Raw genomic sequence first — 19,847 nt, forward strand, 5'->3', positions numbered from 1 at the left:
GCCATGGGCCGTATTTTAGTTCACTCAGGCCTCGACCAGAGGCGCAACTCGTTCCAGTGCCTGCAGCATCACTTCGGGGCCGGCACCCTCATGCACTGCACCTTCGGACAGCGCACGTCTCCACGCCCGTGCGCCCGGACGTCCGGCAAACAGGCCCAGCATATGACGAGTGATCTGATGCAAGCGACCACCCGCAGCAAGGTGCGCCTCAACATAGGGCACCATGTTTTGAACGACTTCAATCGGATCAGCAGCCTCGCCGGTTCCAAAAATCAAAGGGTCAGCTTCGACCAGAATATCGGTTGGCTGGTGATAGGCCGCACGCCCGATCATGACACCGTCCAGGCCGGCCTCAAGATGAGTTTGCGCCTGCTCCAACGAGGTAATCCCCCCGTTAATCGAAATATGCAGATCGGGAGACGCTGCTTTCATCCGGTGAACCAAATCATAGTCCAATGGGGGAATATCCCGGTTTTCCTTAGGGCTGAGCCCTTGAAGCCACGCTTTGCGCGCGTGGATCGTTACCCGCTCGCACCCTGCCGCTTGGATTTGCTCCAAAAACTCGGGCAGGACCTGTTCTGGGTCTTGGTCATCGACGCCGATACGGCATTTCACGGTCACTTCGACATCGACCGCCTCACGCATTGCGGTTACACACTCGGCCACCCGAGCGGGATCTTTCATCATCACCGCGCCAAATGTCCCCGATTGCACCCGATCCGAAGGGCAGCCGCAGTTCAGGTTGATCTCATCGTAACCAGCGTCCGCGCCTAACTTTGCCGCCTGCGCCAATTCCTGCGGATCCGAACCGCCCAGTTGCAGCGCGATCGGATGCTCCTCTGGGCCGTAGCTCAGCAAATGCATTGCCCCACCACGCACCAACGCAGGTGCCGTGACCATCTCGGTATAGAGCAGAGTCTGTGCGCTCAGCATCCGGTGCACTTGCCGACAGTGCCGATCCGTCCAGTCCATCATAGGTGCCACGCTTAAACGCGCAGCTGCTCGTGCGTTAGTTTTCAAAGCGTTCGCTCCAGGTACCTGCAAATAGTTTACAGAACATCCTTCGGATTGTTGCCTCAATTTCGAGGGAACTTGATTCGAGTAAGCGGCGGTGTAGCACATCCAAAAGGCAAGAACAGCAGCCTGAATAAAGAGGTTTCTAACCGTCGATTTACGGTCGCTATCGAGAGTGCGGAATTTCGCGATCGTCGCAAACATTAATTGCAAGCAGATACAACGACTGCAAACGGTGGATATACGCTCAAGACCCTAGAGTTTTCTTTTTGCTGCCAAAGCAGGCAAACCACACTCAAAACGCTGATTTTAATACAAAAAATTAAATGATTAGGCTAATCCTAATATTTGATGAGGAAGTCAATTCTTAAGAGGACTGCACGACCCGTATATACCCGATTGTGACTTCGCGGTGTATATGGAGGCGAGCTTGTCCGACACAGAACAGATCGCGATTGACGTACGGGATGCAGTTAAACGCTATGGTGACTTCACCGCGCTAAAGAAAATCTCGCTGTCAATCATGGACAATGAGTTCTTCACGCTTCTGGGCCCATCCGGTTGCGGCAAGACAACGCTGTTACGCATGATCGCCGGTTTCGAAGACGTAACCGAAGGCGCAATCTTCCTATTTGGCGACGAAATCGAAGACTTGCCGCCGAACAAACGACCGGTGAATACGGTTTTTCAAAATTACGCCCTGTTTCCGCACATGACCATACTCGAGAACGTGGCGTTCGGGTTGGAAATGCGCGGGGCGTCGAAGTCCGACGCACTCAGGAAAGCAGACGAGATGCTGGAACTGGTGCAACTCAGCCAGTTTTCGGCGCGAAAACCAAGTCAGCTGTCGGGTGGACAACAACAGCGTGTCGCATTGGCCCGCGCGCTTGCGCCACAACCCAAAGTCTTGCTGCTGGATGAACCGCTGTCCGCGCTGGACCTAAAACTGCGCAAAGCGATGCAACTTGAGCTGAAGCACTTGCAACGTGAAACTGGGATCACCTTTATTTTCGTGACGCATGATCAGGAAGAAGCACTGACCATGTCCGACCGCATTGCCGTGATGTCGGCAGGTGAGATGCAGCAGCTTGGAACGCCAACCGACATTTACGAACGCCCACACAATATGTTTGTGGCCGATTTCATTGGTGAGACGAACTTGCTCGAAGTCTCGGTTGACGGCGTCGAAAACGGCCGCGCGACGTGCCACCTTGGCGGCGGTCACGAGTTGACATGCAATGCGGTCGACGGGATTGGCGCTGGGGCCAAAGTCCACATGTCGATCCGTCCTGAGCGCCTTTACATGTCATCCGAACCAGTTGAAGCTGAAGGGCTGCACGGACGGGTTAAAGAAAACATCTTTGTCGGCACCGACATCACCACCATTGTGCATCTGGATGAAGGTCCCGATTTTGTCGTCCGTACGTCAAACTCGGATCGCGGGAACAAGCGTATCTTCGAGCCTGGCACCGAGATGTTCGTCAACATGGAGCTGGGGGCTGCGCGCCTCTTGGCGGACTGATGGCGGCGGGTGCGGCAAGCGGCGGCAGCGCAACCACCGATACCTACAAAGAGGCGCGCACGTGGTTGCTGCTACCCGCCTGGGTCACGCTGGCCATTCTCGTGCTGGCACCTGTGATCATGATGCTGGTCTACTCTTTCTTGACGAAAGAGTTCCGAGGCGGCGTGATCTGGGAATTTTCTCTGGCCGCCTATGATCAATTCTTCTTCGATCGCGGGTTGTTTGGGGATGATCCTCCGAAGATCGAGTGGACTTACATTGCAATCTTCTGGCGTTCGATCTGGCAGGCTGGTGTGGCCACGATTCTGAGCCTCATCATCGGGTTCCCGACGGCCTACTTCATTGCCACGCGCCCAGCGCACATGCGCCCGATTTGGGTGTTCCTAATCACGATCCCCTATTGGGTGAATCTGCTGATCCGAACTGTTTCAATGAAGTTCCTGTTGCGCGATCAGGGACCTCTGAACGATTTCCTGATGAACATCGGCCTGATCGACAGCCCATTGCATATCGTGAACACCAACTTCGCAGTTCAATTGGGCTTGTTCTATTCCTACCTGCCTTTCATGGTCTTGCCGATCTATGCCGCAGTTGAACGCTACAACTTTGCCTTGTCTGAGGCAGCGGCGGATCTTTATGCAAGCAAGTGGACAACACTGCGCCGCATCCTGCTGCCCGCCGTCAAACCGGGCGTGTTTGCAGGATGCATTCTGGTCTTTGTCCCATCTATGGGTTCGTTCCTGGCACCTGACCTGCTGGGCGGTGCCAAGAACTTCATGATCGGCTCACTGATCGAAGAACAGTTCAAAGGCAATGCAGGTAACTGGCCCTTCGGGGCAGCGGCATCAATGATCCTACTGACAATGGTTCTGATCATCTTGATGTTCTCAGCCCGGCAACAAGCCAAAGCTGACAAGGCCGGAGGTTGACCGATGGCAGGTAAGCAATTCGACATCAAGTCTTACACCGGCTTCAAGGCAATGACGCTGTTTTGTCTCGTGGTGCTGTACGCGCCACTGGTGGTTGTTACGGTCTACAGCTTCAATGCATCACAGTCCCTGACCAACTGGGAAGGTGTGTCGTTACGCTGGTACGTTGACGTATTTACCGGGCCTGAAAGTGGCAAATTCAAAACGGCTGCCAAAAACAGTTTCATCATCGCGATTGTCGCAGCAACCGTCGCAACTACCATCGCCACGCTGGCCGCTACTGGCATGGTGCGCGGCGGCAAATTTCGCTTTCGTACCGTGTCCTTCGGATTGATCAGCCTGCCCCTCATGGTGCCCGAGATTGTTCTGGCCGTCGCAACCCTGATCTTTTTCAACTCAATCGGATTCGAACGTGGTCTACTGACCATCCTTCTCGCCCATATCGCCTTCTGCATCCCATTTGCATATCTGCCGATCTCTGCACGAATGCAGGGTATTGAAGACAGCTATGAGCAAGCCGCGCTCGACCTCTACGCCACCAAGCGGCAAGCGTTCATGAAGATCCTTCTGCCGTTGATGATGCCCGGCATCATCTCGGGCTTTCTTCTGGCCTTTATCGTCAGCCTTGATGACTTCATCATCACCAACTTCGTGAAAGGCGCAGGCGTCGAGACCCTGCCGACCGCGATCTTCGGGTCGGTCAAGCAAGGGATCAAACCAAATATCATGGCAATTTCGACCATGTTGCTGAGCGTGTCCGTCGTGATGGTTACGATCAGCTATTTTGTCAGCAAATCTGACAACACCAAGTAACCAACAGATGGAGAGACACATGAAACACTTGATGAAAAGCGGCACCGCAGCCCTTGCACTGACCTTAGGAGCCAATGCAGTTGCAGCCGAAGGTGAATTGGTCGTTTACCACTGGTTCGAATACATACCGCAGGAGTTGCTGGATAAATTCACCGAAGAGACCGGTATCAACGTAACAATGGATACTTACGACTCCAACGAAGCGATGCTGGCGTCACTGAAGGCGGGCGGCATTGGCACCTATGATGTTTCCGTACCCGGCGACTATATGGTGGCGATCATGGCTGGCGAAGGCATGCTGGATACGATCGCCGACGGTGAACTGAAGAACAAAGGTAACATTGCGCCGGAATGGGCAGATCCCAATTTTGACCCGGGTCGGCAGTCTTCGATTCCGTATCAGTGGGGCTCGACCAGTTTCGCCGTTAACCGTGATGCTTATGATGGTGACATCCAAACCACCGACATCCTGTTCAACCCACCAGCCGAACTGCAGGGCCGGATTAACATGCTGGACAGTCAGGGTGAGGTTATGGCGATGGCCGCGCTTCACATGGGTATCCCGCAATGTTCAAGCGACCGCGAACAGCTGAAAGCGCTGAACGACATGCTGCAAGAGGCGAAACAGCATTGGGCCTCATTCAACTCGGATACAGCAAAAGAGGTTCTGGTCTCTGGTGACGCAGCCGTCGGTCAAATCTACGACGGATTTTCGGCAAAGGCGCGCGAAGAAGGTGCCAACGTGGAATACGCCTACCCGACGCAAGGGTACATCGCGTGGATGGACAACGTTGTGCTGCTGAAAGATGCGCCCAACCGCGAAAACGCGTTGATCTTCATGGATTTCCTGCTGGAACCTGAGAACATTGCAGCTGTAACAAACTTCGCGCAATACAATGCAGGTATAACTGGGACGGAAAGCTTCGTGGACCCGGCGTTGGCAACTCAGCCGGAAAAGAACCCTCACGCAGATGCGGGTCCTGGGGTCTTTATCGAAGTATGTTCCGAGGAAGTTCAGGCCGTCTACGACCAGATCTGGACCAACCTAAAGAAGTAATCCTATTCTTCTGAACAGTGGCTCTCCGGCCCAGTTTCTTCTGATCGGAGGGCTATTTTCTTTCATGGCTACAGTGGCCGCATAGAGGGAACAATAAGATGAAAAAGCCACTTCACTTGCTACCAGACGGGAACCCTGAAACCGGCTTTGTTCCTTCATCCCTGGTGGCGGAAAGCGATTTCACTACGGAAGACAAGACGGAGACCATCAGCAGCTTTTTCGAAAGCGAGAACGAAGAAATCTCGGTTGGTGTATGGGAATGCGCGCCCTGCCGCGAAGTCATCGAGGCCTATCCCGTGGACGAGATGATGACGGTGATCTCGGGTTCAGTGACCCTGACCGACGCAGATGGTTCACCGCAGACATTTACGGCGGGCGACACGTTTTTCATTCCCAAAGGCACACCATGCACCTGGGAAATCACCCAAACCCTGCGCAAGTTTTATATGATTGCAGCGTAACAGAGGCGCGGTACCAATTACTTTGTGCGGCGCAGGTTTCTCGGTATCGCCAAGAAAAGCGATGCCAAGGAACATGACCTCAATTACGATGGCATCCGGATTGGGCCGATTGATTGGGGAAAGCATAACCAACGCCCCCCAAGATGTTCCAAGCGCTGAGCGCGATTTATTCTGCCGGAAGAATACTGCGCGTCGCCAGATAGTAGACGCAAATAATAATCCCCGACCCCAAAATACCGAGGGCGTCAACGGAAGTAAGGTCACGGAACAGGTTCATGACGGGTTTCAGTGGCTGATGTCGGCGAGGATACGGTCCATCATCGCGTCGCAGGCGCTGAGTTGTCCGATCTCTAGGTATTCGTCTGGCTTGTGGCCCTGTCCCTCCATTGACCCCGGCCCACAGACGACCGTGGGGATACCCAATTCGCTAAAGAACCCGGCCTCAGTCCCAAAGGCCACCTTGGTGGTTGCATTGCTCTGCGCCAGTTTTTGAGCGTAGGCAATCACTGCATCGGATTCGGAGACATCTAATCCTGGGTAAGCGTTGTACTGTTCAACTTCGACACGGACTTCTGCACATGTGTCTTTGTACTTCGCTCCGACCCTGCCCGCCGCATCCTGAATCTGGCGCAGGATGTCTCGACTGTGATCAGAGGCAAGATGGCGGTATTCAAAGTTTAACTCGGCTCGATCCGGGACAATGTTTAATGCTTTACCGCCCGACATCATCCCCACATGGAAGGTCGTATAAGGCACCGAATAAGCTGGGTCGCTGTTTCCGCTTTCTGCATAGGTCTTCTGCAAGTGCCGCAGTTCTCCAATGAAATCGGTTGCCAAATACAACGCGTTGACGAAATTCGGCGCCATCGCTGAGTGTCCGTTTTGCCCATGACACACTGCGCGAAGCGCGGCTTTACCTTTGTGCCCAGTGGCGACCTGCATTTCGGTAGGCTCGCCCACAAAGCAAGCGCGCGGCTGCCCCAACATCGGGGCCAATCTGTCCAGCATGTGCTGAATGCCGACGCACCCCACTTCTTCGTCATAGGAAAGCACGATCTTGAGAGGTTCACGCAGGCCCACGCCAGCAGCTCGATCAGCCATCGCCATGACAGAGGCCACATACCCCTTCATATCGGTCGTCCCGCGCCCATAAATACGGCTGCCTTCACGGGTTAGACGAAAGGGGTCTTTAGTCCAGCTTTGGCCTTCAACCGGAACAACATCTGTGTGAGCGGACAACAACACTCCGTCGCCATCTGGGCCTTTTTCTGCAAACAGCCCAGTCTTTTCCCCGCCGGGGTCCGTAATTCGATGAACCGCAAATCCGCGCGCTTCTAGATACCCTTCAACATATGCGGCAAGGCCCAGATTGGAGTTTTTGCTAACGGTATCGAAGCCAACCAGTTTTTCCAGAATATCAAGGGTTTCTGTCATTCGAGTAGAGCCTGCATAACCGATCAGTCGAGTGCGCATCCAATTTGGAGATCAGCCTACACAAACCACTTAAAACATAAATCCTAGAATGGCGAAGCACCGGTTAGGAGAAGCCGAAGTTGCCCTAAGTTGGCGCCCCACCGTAAAGGCCGGGAAGTGTGCCTGATTTCACCGCTTGTTCGCAGTGCTCCACAAAGGCTTTCTTCGTGTTTGTTTCATTTTCGCTCCGCGCGCTGAGCAAACCCAGATTCAAGGGCCTGAGGGCGCCCGTCAACGGCACGAAGATCAGCTTTTTGCCATCTGGTGACAGCGCATTGATGGGTCGAATGTTGGCAATTGAAAACCCGAACCCATTCGCGACCAGAGAACGCATAACCGACATATCCGCGGTACGTTCGGCTATATTTGGTTTGATATTTGCTTCTCGGAAGAAGGACAGGAAGTACTCGCCGCTGAACGGCAGATCCAGCAACACCATAGGGTTATCTTGAAGATCCGAAATTGCCAGCGCGGGCTTATCAGCCAGCGGATGGTCTTGGCCTAGAACCACATAAGGTGGCAGTGCATGCAGAGGTCGAAAATCAAGGTCTGCGGGTATATCCAGGTCATAGGTTAGCGCAATGTCCAGTTCAGCCCGACGCAGCTGACTGAAAATATCCGCCTGGTTAAGCTCCCTTTGCTCAATACGGACTTCTGGATAGATTTTCTCGAACTCCCGCCGCAGCCCCGGCAAGATGATTTGCGCGAAGGTCACCAAACATCCAACTGAAAGCACGCCTTGGACCTTGCCGGTGATTTCCCCGGCGAGTGTGGCCAACAGCTCAGCCTCACGCAGTACGAACTCGGTGCGTTCCATAAACTTGTGACCGGCTTTGGTCAAAGAAAGGCCGCGGGCGTGTTCGCGGACAAAGAGGCTGACACCGAACTCGACCTCAAGCTGCGTAATCGCCGCCGAGATCGACGGAGACGAAACATTCAGCTTATCGCTGGCCGCGGCAATACTACCTGCCTTTCCGACGGCCACAAAATATTCAAGCTGCCGCAACGTGTATCTGAAAGGCAAAGGCGCATCTCCGTTTGGTCGCAGATCAAGCCTTGTACTTGATCCACGTCGTCTTCAAAGCAGTATACTTTTCAAGCGAGTGCAATGACAAATCGCGACCAAAGCCCGACTGCTTCATACCGCCAAATGGTGTCTGCGCAGACAACGCATCAACGGTGTTCACTGATACTGTTCCGACCATCAGCTTGTCCGACACCCGACAGGCACGGGACAAGTTGTCGGTCCAAACCGACGCTGCCAGCCCATAGATCGAGTCGTTCGCCATGCGAACCGCCTCCTCTTCTGTATCGAAGGGAATGACGGAAAGGACAGGCCCGAATATCTCGTCCCGAGCCAATGGATTGTCGTGGGCCACGTCGTCAAAGATTGTTGGCTGAACAAAGCAGCCTTTACCCTCGACGCTGACACGTTCGCCGCCTGTCACCAGATTGGCTGTCTTCTTGCCCTCTTCCACAAAGCGCATAATGCCTTGCGTTTGCTTTTCATCAACAATCGCGCCCATCTTCGAGGCCGGATCGAGAGGATCACCTGGCTGCATGACCTGCGCCCGCGCTATCAATTTTTCGACAAATGTATCCTTTATCGAACGTTCCACATACAGCCGCGAATTAGCAGAACAGACTTCGCCTTGATTGAAGAAGATACCGAAGGCCGCCATGTCGGCGGCGGCGTCCAAGTCCTCGCAATCGGCAAAGACCAGATTGGGGCTTTTGCCACCGGTTTCCGGCCAGACTTGTTTCAAGTTCGACTGACCGGAATACTGCATGAACATCTTACCAATGGCCGTCGAACCCGTGAATGCCAGACAGTCCACGTCCATATGCAAACCCAACGCCCGACCAGCGGTGGTACCGAAACCCGGCACTACGTTGAAAACCCCATCCGGAATACCAGCCTCGGCCGCCAGTTCCGCCAATCGCAGCGCCGACAACGGAGATTGCTCGGCTGGCTTCAATACGACCGAGTTACCAGCAGCCAGTGCTGCCGCGGCTTTCCATGTCGCCATGTCCAGCGGGAAGTTCCAAGGGGTGACCGCACCAACGACCCCCAAGGGCACCCGACGGACAAGCGCTAAATCACCCGGACCGGTTGGGGCAACCTCGTCATAAACCTTGTCGATGGCCTCGGCATACCATTGAAAGAAATGCGCCGAACCGGGGGCGTCGATGGTGGCGGCATCCGTCACCAATTTGCCCATATCGAGGCTGTCCAACAGCGCCATCTCTTCGAGGTTTTCGCGGATCAGGTCAGCCAGTTTCAGCATCACCGCCTTGCGATCCCCCGGCGCCATACGCGACCAGCGACCATCCTCAAACGCGGCACGGCCAGCAGCAACAGCGCGATTGACGTCTTCCTCATCACATTCGGCAATTGGGGCCAGAACCGCGCCGGTGGCTGGGTTTATACTGTCGAAGGTTTTGCCTGATGCGGCATCGACAAACTTGCCATCGATGAAAGCCTGCCCGCGAAACGACAGGTCCGCAGCACGGCTTTTCCAATCTTCGTGTGTATAGTCGAACATGGTGTCCCTCCCTGCTTATTCGTCGCCAGGCACGCCGTAAGAAGGCGCTTCGCGCGGGTCGAGCGCACGCTGGACATAGGCGTCCAACTGCGGCTTGTAGATGTCCCAAGCGGTTGCGATGGCTTCAATTGGACAATCCTCGGTCCAGTCGCAACGCAGATCAGCAACCGGCCAACTGACTTTGTCGACAATCTTCATGCCGGCCGAATGAACGGGCCCCGCCTCGCCACCAGCAGCAAGCCCGGCGCGCATAGCTGCGATCAACCGATCCCCGATGTGCCCCGAGGTGGACAGGAACCCATCGACAATCGCTTGCGGGATACCTTCGTTGTCCAGAAGATTGCCACCCGAGGCGACATTCTCGGCCCGCGCCTGCGTCCAGATGCCCAAAGAGTTAGGGCCGGAATGGATTGCCGTGCGCCCCGCAGTGTCCACAGCCAAAACCTGACGGTATTCAATGAATTTCGCTCGGGCCTTCATCTCTTCGATTGCCTCAGACGCAGTCTTACCCTGTTCCATTAAATCCAGCGTAAGCGGTCCGAGGCTTGGATCGGTCACGTTCTGCGAAGCGACAGCGCCGACGCCCGCACGAGCAAATAAACAGCGCGCTGCCACTGCTGGCGAAGAAGACGAAATCGCCAGACCGAACATGCCTGTTTCAGCACAGCGAGCAACCAATGAAAATGTCATTCGGACCTCCTTGAAGACAAAGACCGGGTCGCGCGATTTGAGAGCGTTTCAGCGCGACCCGGTTTCCAGAAATGATCGGCAAGATCAGTCGGGAATGACAGCTGTGCCATCGATCTCAACCAGCCATTCAGGCCGTGCCAACGCCTGAACAACCAACCCGGTCGAGACCGGATGCACACCTTTGATATATTCGCCCATGGTGCGGTAGACGGCCTCGCGATGACGTACGTCGGTGATGTAAACGACAACTTTGACCAGATGCTCCATCGAGCCGCCGCATTCCTCAATCAGCTGCTTGATATTCTGCATCACCTTATGGGTCTGTTCGACCGGGTCGTGGCTGTCGATATTTACTGCATCGTCCAGGTTTTGCGGGCACTGCCCCCGAAGGTAAACCGTCTTTCCGCCTTGCGTCACAACCGCCTGACACAAATCATTGTCGAGGTTTTGTTCAGGATACGTCTCTTTCGTATTAAATTTTCGAATGCGTGTATGGGCCATTTCAGGGTCCTGTTTTATTCTGCTGCGGCGGAGGGAACGATAGCTGCATTGCCATCATAATCGGCATAGGCACGCTGAATCGCGATCTGGTCAGCGATATATTTTGCATCGTGCCAGACGCCCCACAAAAAGGTCGATCCGCGGCGCGACTGCCAAGGCAGGCCAAGGAAATACACGTCTGGCTCAACAGACACGCCACGTTGATGAATTGGTGCGCCTTTTTCGTCGAACGCATTCGCCTTGATCCAGCTAAAGTCCTGCCGGAAGCCGGTGGCCCAAATGATTGTGGAAATACCTTCCTTGGCAAAATCAATCGAATTCAACGGGTTGGCCAGGCTATCGGGGTCGGCGAATACTTCGCGTGCAATGGGCTCTTCCGGCAGCTCAATCCCAGTGCGTTCCACGTAAGCGTCGGCCAAATCCAGCATTTCATGATAGTTGGCGTCACCTGCTGCCACGTTGCGTTGCAGGTCATCGGCAAAGCTAAGGACACCATCCTCAAAACTCCTCGTCATGCCGACAAGAGTGACACCTTCGTTGCCCAGACGACGGAAATCCATTGTGTGGCCACCATAGGCCCCACTGACCGAGATGGTCACATGTTCAGTCCCCGGTTTCATCGCGGCCACGTCCCACAGGCCAAGCACCCCCAGCCACCAGACAAAATCACGGCCGCGATAGCGGCGAGGCGGGCGATCATGCGGGCCCACTGACAAAAAGACTTTGCGTCCGGCTCGGTTCAACTCGTCAGCGATCTGTGCGCCGGACGACCCTGCGCCAACAACCATTACGGCCCCTTCGGCCAGTTGATCCGGGTTCTTGTAATAGAAGGAATGGATCTGATCGACACCCATAGTATCCGGCACGATCGGAGGAATAACAGGGTGTTGGAATGCACCCGTCGCAGCGACAATGCGTTTAGCTTGGATTTCGCCTGCTGTCGTTTGAACGATAAACCCGCCCTCTCCCGGCAGACGTTCCGCTTTCAGCGCCTCAACACCTTCGCGGATCGGAGCGTTTACCATTTCGGCGTATTCAACCAGATACTCGGCCACGCGGTCTTTCGATACAAAAGCATCCGGGTCATCGCCTTTGAACAGCAGACTTGGGAACCGGTCATGCCAGGCTGGACCGTTAGCAACCAAGGCGTCCCAGCGACCAGTTCGCCACGCTTCAGCAGTCCGGTTTTTCTCAAGAATGACGTGGGGAATGTCGTTGTTTCCCAAATGTTCACTCAGCGCGATGCCGGCCTGTCCACCGCCAACAACCAGCGTGTCGGTTTTTTCAATGGGCATTTATCGGTTTCCTTTGTTGCGTCCTGATCCGACCTGAAAGGTCATGGAATGCTGCGTCGTACTGTACCGCTCCAGCACGCCCTGCGCGTTTCGCTAGCAAACTCCCACAAGTTGAAAACCGACGAAATTATTGTCTGACTTACCCCTAATTAGGCTTTGACTAATCCGTTTGACTTAACCTTGTGTCCGCTCGTGATCGGACAAATACGGTGCGATCAAATAATAAAGCTCACCCTGTGAAGATATGCGGCACTTCTTGTACAGCTGCTTGCGAATGACTTTCACTGTCTGCGGGCTGATCCCAAGCGTAAGACCAATGGAAATGGACGAGTGGCCCTGCAGAATCAATATTGCGATTTCAGCTTGTCGGGCGCTGAGCCCGATGTTCATTTCCGAAACCAAACGGTTCCGTAATTGATCGACAACACCTTCTGGCGCATCTTGGCTTTGAGGGCTGATGTCCGACCAGTTTTGCCTGACCAACGCGTTCACAATTGGGGCTAAGTGTTTTGCTTGATTGAGATCGCGCATTCCAAACTTTGATCCGGTTGTGGCATCCCGCCCGATGCATACCGTGATCGAAACTCCTTGGGATGGAGACGAGAAAAACGCGACTTCGTCCGCCAGCGTGGTGCGCTGGTAGTAGGATTTAAAGTACTCATTTCGCTGGAATTGATCCGGCGCGATGTCGGCCAAACGGTACATCCCATCCACGGATCGGCTTGTGTGAAGGGCATAAAACGGGTCCAGCAGATATGCTCCAGTCACATAGTGGCTGTTCATACGTTCGAACACGCGTTGTTCGGCGGAATGGGCCAGGAAAACCTCTGGCGGCTGTTGGTCAAAAAACGCAAGAATGGTCACATTGTCGAAGCGCAAGGTCGCATTGAGCCATAAATGAAGCCGTTGCGGAAACTCGGACGACCCAGTTGCCGTAATTGCATCTGCCAGAAGGCCGGGTTCAGGGATTTGGTTCATGGCCTCATACCTCTTTGGGGGTATATACCCCTCTTTTTACAATATCTACAAACAATAGGCAAAACCGAGGGGTATATTTAAGCTCAAAACTCCTCAGATCATCAGACGAGCGGCCAGAAAAGGTCGAAACCGCCAGAGTCCAATGGGAGGTCCAGCAATGCGCGACCCACGCTATGATATTCTGTTCGAACCGATGAAAATCGGTCCTCACACAGCCAAAAATCGGTTTTATCAGGTGCCCCATTGCAATGGCGGTGGATATAGGGACCCCTCGGCAGCGGCTGCCATGCGGGGCATCAAGGCAGAAGGTGGTTGGGGAGTAATTTTTACCGAGCAGTGCGAGATGCACCACACATCGGAAATTACGCCTTTTATCGAACTACGCCTTTGGGAGGACAAGGACATTCCGCAATTGCGGAAGATGTCCGAACGGATGAAAACACATGGCGCGTTGGCTGGAATCCAATTGGCCTATTCCGGGATTAACGGTCCAAATCTGTACACAAAGGAAGTGCCGCTGGCCCCTTCGGCGTTGCCCATTCGAACCTTTACCAACGATCCAGTTCAGGCCCGCGCGCTGGACAAGCAGGATATCAAAGACCTTCGCCGCTGGTTTGTGAACGCAGCGAAGCGATCGAAAGAGGCCGGCTTTGACCTGATATGCCTATACGGCGCGCATGGGTTCGGCATCTTCCAGCATTTTCTCAGCCGCGCGACCAACCAGCGAAGCGATGAATACGGCGGTTCTTTGGAAAATCGCGCTCGGTTCAGTCAGGAAGTCATCGCCGATATGCGCGATGCCGTTGGCGACAAAATCGCGATTACACTGCGGGTCAGTCTGGATGAAACCATTGGAGAGCTCGGATTCTCGAACGCCGAAGTGCGCGACTATATCGAGATGAACAAAGACCTGCCTGACCTATGGGACCTTGCACAAGGCACCTGGGAAGACTGCTCAGGTCCATCGCGTTTCAAGGAAGAAGCCGCGCAGGAACAGCTGGTGCGGGGTATTCACGAGTTGACCGACAAACCCATCGTCGGGGTTGGGCGATTTACCTCGCCCGACGTCATGGCTAAGATGGTCAAATCTGGAACGCTGGACTTCATCGGCTGCGCCCGGCCCTCGATCGCGGACCCCTTCTTGCCGAAAAAAATCGAGGAAGGCCGGATCGAAGATATTCGCGAGTGCATTGGCTGCAACATCTGCATCACCGGCGACCTGACCATGTCGATCAGCCGCTGCACGCAGAATCCAACCTTCATGGAAGAGTGGCGCAAGGGTTGGCACCCCGAGAAAATGAATCAAAAGGGCGACAGTTCGAATGTGCTGATCGTCGGGTCCGGACCGGCGGGGCTTGAAGCGGCATGGGCGTTGTGCCGCCGCGGCTATGACGTGGCAGTGGCCGAGGCGCGCGACGTCATCGGCGGGCGTGTTACCCGCGAAAGACAGTTGCCTGGTCTTTCGGCTTGGGGTCGTGTTGTGGACTACCGCGACTATCAACTCAGCCAGCGCCCGAATGTCGAAATCTATCGCGAGAGCGAACTGGACGCCGACAGTATCCTTGAGTTTGGATTTGAAAACGTCTGCATCGCGACAGGGTCAACCTGGCGCCGCGATGGTGTGGCCCGACAACATGTGGTTCCAATGCCTATTGCAGATGGCGCCAAAGTCTACACCGCAGACGACCTGATGGATGGAACCATTCCAACCGGGCGTGTCGTGGTCTACGACGACGATCATTACTACATGGGCGGCGTTCTGGCCGAGCTGCTGGCCAAGAATGGTGCGCAAGTAACGCTTGTCACGCCCTCGGCCTATGTAAGTGATTGGACCAACAACACACTGGAACAAATAGCCATTCACCCACGGCTGGTGGACGCTGGTGTCAATATCGTTCTCAATCAGGGTGTGACCGAAATCCACTCGGATCACGTGGTATCGAACTGCGTATATACCGACCGAGTCTGGAAGATCGAAACAGACGCGGTTGTGATGGTGGCATCGCGGTTGGAAAACAACGCCGTCTTCAACGCTTTGAAGATCAAGGAAGCGGATTGGGCCGATGCAGGAATCAAATCCGTCAAACTAATCGGGGACGCCGATGCACCCGGCCCAATCGCGTGGGCAACATACGCTGGGCACCGCTATGCGCGCGAGCTGGATGGACCGGACATCGGTGACGCATTGCCATTCCGCCGCGAAATCACGGAATTGGCAATGGATTGACGACCCAAAAACGGCCTTTGGCGAGCGGGCTTGTGACCCGCCGCCTAGCGCTTAGGACCGACCTTTGACGTCCTTTGCAGCCGATCTATAGGGCATCGTCAGGAAAACAGGCGTGATTTCATTGTAATGCTCTAAATCAAGTATGCTCTCCGGCCCGCTTCTCGAACGGTTGACTGAAATACGTTTGAGCAAACTCCTGAAAGCCGTTGATGAACTTGCCTGGACGATCTTCATGGTAAGCCAACACAATGTTCAACGGCCGAAGCTCCTCGACCAAGTTCAAGGCTTTAACGCTTCTGCCGTTATAAGTCGTTGACGCCTCTGGCACCATGATCAGAAAAGAGAACCCGAAACCTTCGGACACTGCGCTACGCACGGTTTCTAGCGAGTTTGAAGCATAGGCTATTTCTGGGTAAAGGGCTGCTTCAGCCAGCAAGTCTTCGAAATACACACGGCTGCCAGGCCCATCAAACATAACATATGGGAGTCCCTGAAGATCGGACAAACAAACGTGTTCCTTCAGCGCCAGAGGGTGGTTCGATGCAATAACCACCTTTGGCTGCAAAGCTGCCAACTTAACGACCTTCAAACCCTCTAAAGACCACCCCCTGTCGTATGTCAGAGCAAGGTCAACTTCACCGGCTCGAAGCGCATCACCTAGCGCGGCCAACCCGTATTCAGTTTGCAGAACACGGACGTCCGGAAACACGCGCTGGAAGTCTTGAATGAGGGTTGGCAGAAAGAATGGCGCAAGGGTCTGAAACGCGCCAAGACGTAGCTCGCCAGCCTTTTCCGCGACCAGAGCTTTTGCCTGAATATCAACCCGCTCTGCCTGCGCCTCTAATTCCAGGACATGTTCAAGAAAAAGGCGTCCCTGCAGCGTAAGCGTTAAACCGCGTGCATGGTGACGGTCGAACAGGATCAGACTCGTCACATCTTCTAGTTTTTGTATCGCTTGTGCCACAGATGGCTGCGAGATGTTCAGGACCCGCGCGGCCTGCGCAATTCCACCACATTCAGCGACGGTTCGAAAATAGGTGCATTGGCGCAAAGTGAAACGAACCATATTTTACCTTTCTCAATGCAACTTTTTTTAAGTTTTTATATTTTCCAAGAAACGCGCAACCTAAAAATATCCGAGCAAGACAGGACGAATCTGCCTGCTGATCGGTTCACCGCATGATCGAGGAGCCACCTATGTCGTTGGACCAGGCCGTTACCGAATTGTTGGATGCCGCGCATCGTTCGATGGAAAACGCGGTTGCCATGCCGCCTTCTGTCTACACAAGCCAGGATTTTCTGCGCAGCGAGTTGGACAACGTCTTTGGCAAGGACTGGGTTTGTGTTGGACGCGCCAGCCGGCTGGCGAATGCTGGCGACTACATCGCACTAGAAATTGCGGAACAACCCATTGTGGTTCTGAGGGACCGTTCCGGAGAGTTGCAAGCATTTTCAAATGTCTGCCTGCACCGCATGTCCACGATCGTTGAGGGCGAAGGAAACGCCCGCGTTCTGGTTTGTCCTTATCACGCATGGACTTACGATCTTGAGGGCAATCTGCGCGGTGCACCGTTCATGAAAGAAACAACGGGGTTCTGCAAGGAAAGCTACAAGCTTCCGAAAATCCGCTGTGAGGAATGGCTCGGTTGGGTCTACGTGTCGCTAAACCCAGACTCGCCCCCAGTGGCTCAGCAACTGGCCGAACTTGAGAGCATGGTATCCCAATATGGCATGGAGAACTATGTTGAGTGCTTCCGCGAGACCCATGTCTGGGACACGAACTGGAAAGTTCTGGCAGAGAACTTCATGGAAAGTTACCATCTGCCGGTCTGCCACGCAGATACGGTTGGCGGTCATTCCAAGCTGGAAGAAATGGATTGCCCGCCCGGACTTAGGCACTTCAACTATCACTGGATCACCAAAGAGGCGTCGCTGCCGATGGGTAACGCCCACCCGGACAATACTCGTTTGGAAGGCGATTGGCGCAAAACCACGGCTCTATTGACGCTTTATCCAAGTCACCTGATCACGCTGACCCCCGGCTATTTCTGGTACCTGTCGCTGCATCCCAAAGGGACTGGGCAGGTTTCGATCATCTATGGTGGCGGGCTTTCCCCTGAATTCATGGCCGACCCAAAGGCAGACGAATACATTGCTACCCTCAAAAAGCTGCTCGACGACGTGAACGTCGAAGATCGCGGTTGCACCGAGAAGGTTTTCAAAGGGTTGAACTCTGAAGCAGCACGGCCCGGACACCTGTCTTATCTTGAAAGACCGATTTACGACTTTACGCAGTATCTGGCCGAGAAAACAGCCGGTTTCAACCGCGTCTTCGAACAGGAGGCGGCGAGATGAAAATGCAACTGATCCAAAAGCAGCGGGTCGCCGAAATGGTCGAAACGCTCCATCAGGTCGCGGCCCTGCCCGAATCCGAGGCCCAATGCCTGCCTGGCTGGTTTTACACCGACCCCGAATTCTTTGATTTGGAAGTAAAAACTTTCCTCAGCAAGGAGTGGCATTGTCTGGGTCGGGCTGACGAAATCCCGCAAGCCGGGGACTATTTCACAGCACACCTTTTTGATGAGCCTTTACTGGTGGTCCGTGGCGATGACGAACAGATCAGAGTCCTGTCGAACCTGTGCCGCCATAGGGGCATGCCGATTGCCGAAGGATCGGGATCAACGCGCAAGTTCGTTTGCAGCTACCACGCCTGGAGTTATGCGAGGGACGGAGAATTGCTGAACGCCCCTCGTATGCGCGACAAAGGCGTTACGAAAGGCAGTTGTGCGTTGCCAGAGTTCCGCTGTGAACAGTGGAACGGGTTTATCTATGTCAATCTCGACGACGAAGCTGAACCACTTGCACCGCGACTTGAACAGCTCGAAGTTTTACTTGAAAACTATGAAACAGACAGGATGCGCCACGTCGCAACCTTTGAAGAAGACTGGCACACAAACTGGAAGTGTCTTGTCGAGAATTTCATGGAAGCATACCACCTGTCCGTCGTGCATCCGGAAACCCTACATCCCTACACGCCGACGGGCCTGAGCCGAAAGGCGCTGTCTGACGATACATTCACCGCCTATTGCGCGAACTACCCGTCAAGCGCCGAAACCAGAGGCATGGGGGCACCCGGTTTGTCCGAAGACGAACGGCGCCGGTCCACGTTGTTCAACGTATTCCCCGCTCAGGTGGCCAGCCAAGCCGCGACCTTGTTGGTTTCACTCTCAATCAGACCGTTATCCGTGGACTGCATTCGCGTGCGGTGGACATTGTCCACGTATGACAATGAGCTGACGCAGGACGAATTGGATGAACGCATCGCCCTATGGCACGAGGTAAATCGCGAAGACCGTGAAAAGCTGGAAAAAATGCAAACGGCGCTCAGCTCACGCCATGCGCCGTCCGGCCATCTTGCTCCCAGCGATTATGAAGGAACCATCTGGGATTTTTACCGCTATCTGTCGCGGCAATTTCCGGTCTGAAGCCGGCCTTTAGGCTGCAACCAGTACGCAATTGCCCTGGGTTGCAGCCCATTAAAGCGTTTAAAAGCACAGGCAAACGCGCTGACTGTAAAAGCCTTGTTCGAATTGCTTTCAAGCTCCATCAAAAGCCTTTCCTGTACAGCTTCAGTTGCTGGATCGGGGTTAGTCAGACGGGCTTAAAATCCGCGACGCAGGCTGCTTCGCTACTTTGCATGCCATCATTACGATGTGATCTCCGAGGGGCGCAGGTAGGTCATGCCCGTAAGAATTGCGGTTGGGGCGCAGATGTCTGACGTCGAACCGCTTCTATAAAATGCACCGTGATCAGTTGCCTGCGCTGGCCCGTTCTGCGGCTTGCCCGACCAGATCACGAGAACCCGTTTCCCAAAGCGCAGTCATGGTTAATTGGCCAACCTTCCAAACCCCATCAACATTTGTGAGCGAATAATCATACCGGCCACCCAACACCCATAACTCCTCACCAATTCTATGGGTTGCAGTGAAATCCGCCTGCGCAGTGGCCTGATCACCGTCGATGGATGTGATCGTTTCATTGGTAACCAAATGGTGCGTTACGTCGAACCCCGGTAGAAAACCGGACCATTGGGCGACGACGTCATCCGCTGTGGCCGTTGCAGGCTCGCCACCCCAAAGGCTCGTGTAGTCCAGCGTAACCTCATCCGCAAAGGCGTTTCGCACGCGGTCCCAATCATGGCGATCCGCTCCTGCAGCAATACTTGTTATCGCAGTTTGGATCTGAGCGGCATCTCCGGCAAAAGCCGGTGATGCGGCAGCAAAAGCAGCGACCGTCAAAGTCGGCAAAAGTTTCATTGATTTTCTCCCATGTATCACAAGC

The 19,847-nt window shown here is 54.4% G+C and carries 18 protein-coding genes; 8 read left to right on the forward strand and 10 right to left on the reverse strand.

The features are described 5' to 3' along the window. Positions 1–24: 24 nt before the first annotated feature. The gene (dusA, locus tag ACR0L3_RS08555; protein WP_480745280.1) at positions 25–1,020 is read right to left on the reverse strand and encodes a tRNA dihydrouridine(20/20a) synthase DusA; all 996 of its coding nucleotides are present in this window, start codon (positions 1,018–1,020) and stop codon (positions 25–27) included. 424 nt (positions 1,021–1,444) lie between these two features. On the opposite strand from dusA, the gene ACR0L3_RS08560 reads away from it, so the two are divergent. From ACR0L3_RS08560 to ACR0L3_RS08580, 5 genes are all read left to right on the forward strand, one after another. Then, on the forward strand, positions 1,445–2,536 hold the full coding sequence (locus ACR0L3_RS08560; RefSeq protein ID WP_480745281.1) for an ABC transporter ATP-binding protein: 1,092 nt from the start codon (positions 1,445–1,447) through the stop codon (positions 2,534–2,536). Further along, positions 2,536–3,465, forward strand: coding sequence for an ABC transporter permease (locus ACR0L3_RS08565; RefSeq protein WP_480745282.1), 930 nt, complete (start codon positions 2,536–2,538; stop codon positions 3,463–3,465). The genes ACR0L3_RS08560 and ACR0L3_RS08565 overlap by 1 nt, the downstream gene beginning before the upstream one ends. Positions 3,466–3,468: 3 nt before the next feature. Further along, the gene (locus tag ACR0L3_RS08570; protein WP_480745283.1) at positions 3,469–4,278 is read left to right on the forward strand and encodes an ABC transporter permease; all 810 of its coding nucleotides are present in this window, start codon (positions 3,469–3,471) and stop codon (positions 4,276–4,278) included. A gap of 19 nt (positions 4,279–4,297) precedes the next feature. Next, the gene (locus ACR0L3_RS08575) at positions 4,298–5,335 is read left to right on the forward strand and encodes an extracellular solute-binding protein (protein WP_480745284.1); all 1,038 of its coding nucleotides are present in this window, start codon (positions 4,298–4,300) and stop codon (positions 5,333–5,335) included. A 98-nt stretch (positions 5,336–5,433) separates the two neighbouring features. Further along, the gene (locus ACR0L3_RS08580; RefSeq protein ID WP_480745285.1) at positions 5,434–5,796 is read left to right on the forward strand and encodes a cupin domain-containing protein; all 363 of its coding nucleotides are present in this window, start codon (positions 5,434–5,436) and stop codon (positions 5,794–5,796) included. Between the two features lie 285 nt (positions 5,797–6,081). On the opposite strand, the gene argE is transcribed toward ACR0L3_RS08580, so the two are convergent. The 7 genes from argE to ACR0L3_RS08615 all read right to left on the reverse strand — a co-directional run bounded on the left by argE (position 6,082) and on the right by ACR0L3_RS08615 (position 13,279). Then, positions 6,082–7,230 carry an acetylornithine deacetylase gene (gene argE / locus ACR0L3_RS08585; protein WP_480745286.1) on the reverse strand — a complete coding sequence of 383 codons (1,149 nt, stop codon included), beginning with the start codon at positions 7,228–7,230 and terminating at the stop codon, positions 6,082–6,084. A 124-nt stretch (positions 7,231–7,354) separates the two neighbouring features. After that, complete coding sequence (locus tag ACR0L3_RS08590) at positions 7,355–8,293, reverse strand: LysR substrate-binding domain-containing protein (protein WP_480745287.1); 939 nt, start codon at positions 8,291–8,293, stop codon at positions 7,355–7,357. 25 nt (positions 8,294–8,318) lie between these two features. Continuing rightward, entirely contained in the window at positions 8,319–9,815 is a 1,497-nt protein-coding gene (locus ACR0L3_RS08595) for an aldehyde dehydrogenase (RefSeq protein ID WP_480745288.1), read from the reverse strand. A 15-nt stretch (positions 9,816–9,830) separates the two neighbouring features. Next, complete coding sequence (locus ACR0L3_RS08600; RefSeq protein WP_480745289.1) at positions 9,831–10,505, reverse strand: DUF1028 domain-containing protein; 675 nt, start codon at positions 10,503–10,505, stop codon at positions 9,831–9,833. Between the two features lie 84 nt (positions 10,506–10,589). After that, positions 10,590–11,006 (reverse strand): RidA family protein, encoded by a 417-nt coding sequence (locus ACR0L3_RS08605; RefSeq protein WP_480745290.1) that lies wholly within the window; start codon positions 11,004–11,006, stop codon positions 10,590–10,592. A gap of 14 nt (positions 11,007–11,020) precedes the next feature. Beyond that, on the reverse strand, positions 11,021–12,301 hold the full coding sequence (locus tag ACR0L3_RS08610; protein ID WP_480745291.1) for a flavin-containing monooxygenase: 1,281 nt from the start codon (positions 12,299–12,301) through the stop codon (positions 11,021–11,023). A 174-nt stretch (positions 12,302–12,475) separates the two neighbouring features. Further along, complete coding sequence (locus ACR0L3_RS08615) at positions 12,476–13,279, reverse strand: helix-turn-helix transcriptional regulator (protein WP_480745292.1); 804 nt, start codon at positions 13,277–13,279, stop codon at positions 12,476–12,478. Positions 13,280–13,436: 157 nt separating this feature from the next. On the opposite strand from ACR0L3_RS08615, the gene ACR0L3_RS08620 reads away from it, so the two are divergent. Then, a complete protein-coding gene (locus ACR0L3_RS08620) occupies positions 13,437–15,506 on the forward strand; it encodes an oxidoreductase (RefSeq protein ID WP_480745293.1) in 2,070 nt (689 codons plus the stop codon). 136 nt (positions 15,507–15,642) lie between these two features. On the opposite strand, the gene ACR0L3_RS08625 is transcribed toward ACR0L3_RS08620, so the two are convergent. Then, complete coding sequence (locus ACR0L3_RS08625) at positions 15,643–16,572, reverse strand: LysR substrate-binding domain-containing protein (protein WP_480745294.1); 930 nt, start codon at positions 16,570–16,572, stop codon at positions 15,643–15,645. Between the two features lie 131 nt (positions 16,573–16,703). Between ACR0L3_RS08625 and ACR0L3_RS08630 the strand changes: the two genes are divergently transcribed. Both ACR0L3_RS08630 and ACR0L3_RS08635 read left to right on the forward strand, forming a co-directional pair. Next, positions 16,704–17,861: an aromatic ring-hydroxylating oxygenase subunit alpha gene (locus ACR0L3_RS08630; RefSeq protein WP_480745295.1), complete on the forward strand. Its 1,158-nt coding sequence runs from the start codon at positions 16,704–16,706 to the stop codon at positions 17,859–17,861. Continuing rightward, positions 17,858–18,991, forward strand: coding sequence for an aromatic ring-hydroxylating oxygenase subunit alpha (locus ACR0L3_RS08635; RefSeq protein WP_480745296.1), 1,134 nt, complete (start codon positions 17,858–17,860; stop codon positions 18,989–18,991). The genes ACR0L3_RS08630 and ACR0L3_RS08635 overlap by 4 nt, the downstream gene beginning before the upstream one ends. Before the next feature lie 324 nt (positions 18,992–19,315). Here ACR0L3_RS08635 and ACR0L3_RS08640 read toward each other — a convergent pair whose 3' ends face one another. After that, positions 19,316–19,822: a nuclear transport factor 2 family protein gene (locus ACR0L3_RS08640; RefSeq protein WP_480745297.1), complete on the reverse strand. Its 507-nt coding sequence runs from the start codon at positions 19,820–19,822 to the stop codon at positions 19,316–19,318. Positions 19,823–19,847 lie beyond the last annotated feature (25 nt).

The sequence above is a fragment of the Ruegeria sp. CK1 genome (genome assembly GCF_056536545.1).

Excerpts from the sequence above, each read along its gene's own strand:
- ACR0L3_RS08565 (WP_480745282.1), top strand. The coding sequence starts at position 2,536 with ATGGCGGCGGGTGCGGCAAGCGGCGGCAGCGCAACCACCGATACCTAC.
- ACR0L3_RS08570 (WP_480745283.1), top strand. The coding sequence starts at position 3,469 with ATGGCAGGTAAGCAATTCGACATCAAGTCTTACACCGGCTTCAAGGCA.
- ACR0L3_RS08575 (WP_480745284.1), top strand. The coding sequence starts at position 4,298 with ATGAAACACTTGATGAAAAGCGGCACCGCAGCCCTTGCACTGACCTTA.
- ACR0L3_RS08580 (WP_480745285.1), top strand. The coding sequence starts at position 5,434 with ATGAAAAAGCCACTTCACTTGCTACCAGACGGGAACCCTGAAACCGGC.
- argE (WP_480745286.1), bottom strand. The coding sequence starts at position 7,230 with ATGACAGAAACCCTTGATATTCTGGAAAAACTGGTTGGCTTCGATACC.
- ACR0L3_RS08595 (WP_480745288.1), bottom strand. The coding sequence starts at position 9,815 with ATGTTCGACTATACACACGAAGATTGGAAAAGCCGTGCTGCGGACCTG.
- ACR0L3_RS08600 (WP_480745289.1), bottom strand. The coding sequence starts at position 10,505 with ATGACATTTTCATTGGTTGCTCGCTGTGCTGAAACAGGCATGTTCGGT.
- ACR0L3_RS08605 (WP_480745290.1), bottom strand. The coding sequence starts at position 11,006 with ATGGCCCATACACGCATTCGAAAATTTAATACGAAAGAGACGTATCCT.
- ACR0L3_RS08610 (WP_480745291.1), bottom strand. The coding sequence starts at position 12,301 with ATGCCCATTGAAAAAACCGACACGCTGGTTGTTGGCGGTGGACAGGCC.
- ACR0L3_RS08615 (WP_480745292.1), bottom strand. The coding sequence starts at position 13,279 with ATGAACCAAATCCCTGAACCCGGCCTTCTGGCAGATGCAATTACGGCA.
- ACR0L3_RS08620 (WP_480745293.1), top strand. The coding sequence starts at position 13,437 with ATGCGCGACCCACGCTATGATATTCTGTTCGAACCGATGAAAATCGGT.
- ACR0L3_RS08625 (WP_480745294.1), bottom strand. The coding sequence starts at position 16,572 with ATGGTTCGTTTCACTTTGCGCCAATGCACCTATTTTCGAACCGTCGCT.
- ACR0L3_RS08630 (WP_480745295.1), top strand. The coding sequence starts at position 16,704 with ATGTCGTTGGACCAGGCCGTTACCGAATTGTTGGATGCCGCGCATCGT.
- ACR0L3_RS08635 (WP_480745296.1), top strand. The coding sequence starts at position 17,858 with ATGAAAATGCAACTGATCCAAAAGCAGCGGGTCGCCGAAATGGTCGAA.
- ACR0L3_RS08640 (WP_480745297.1), bottom strand. The coding sequence starts at position 19,822 with ATGAAACTTTTGCCGACTTTGACGGTCGCTGCTTTTGCTGCCGCATCA.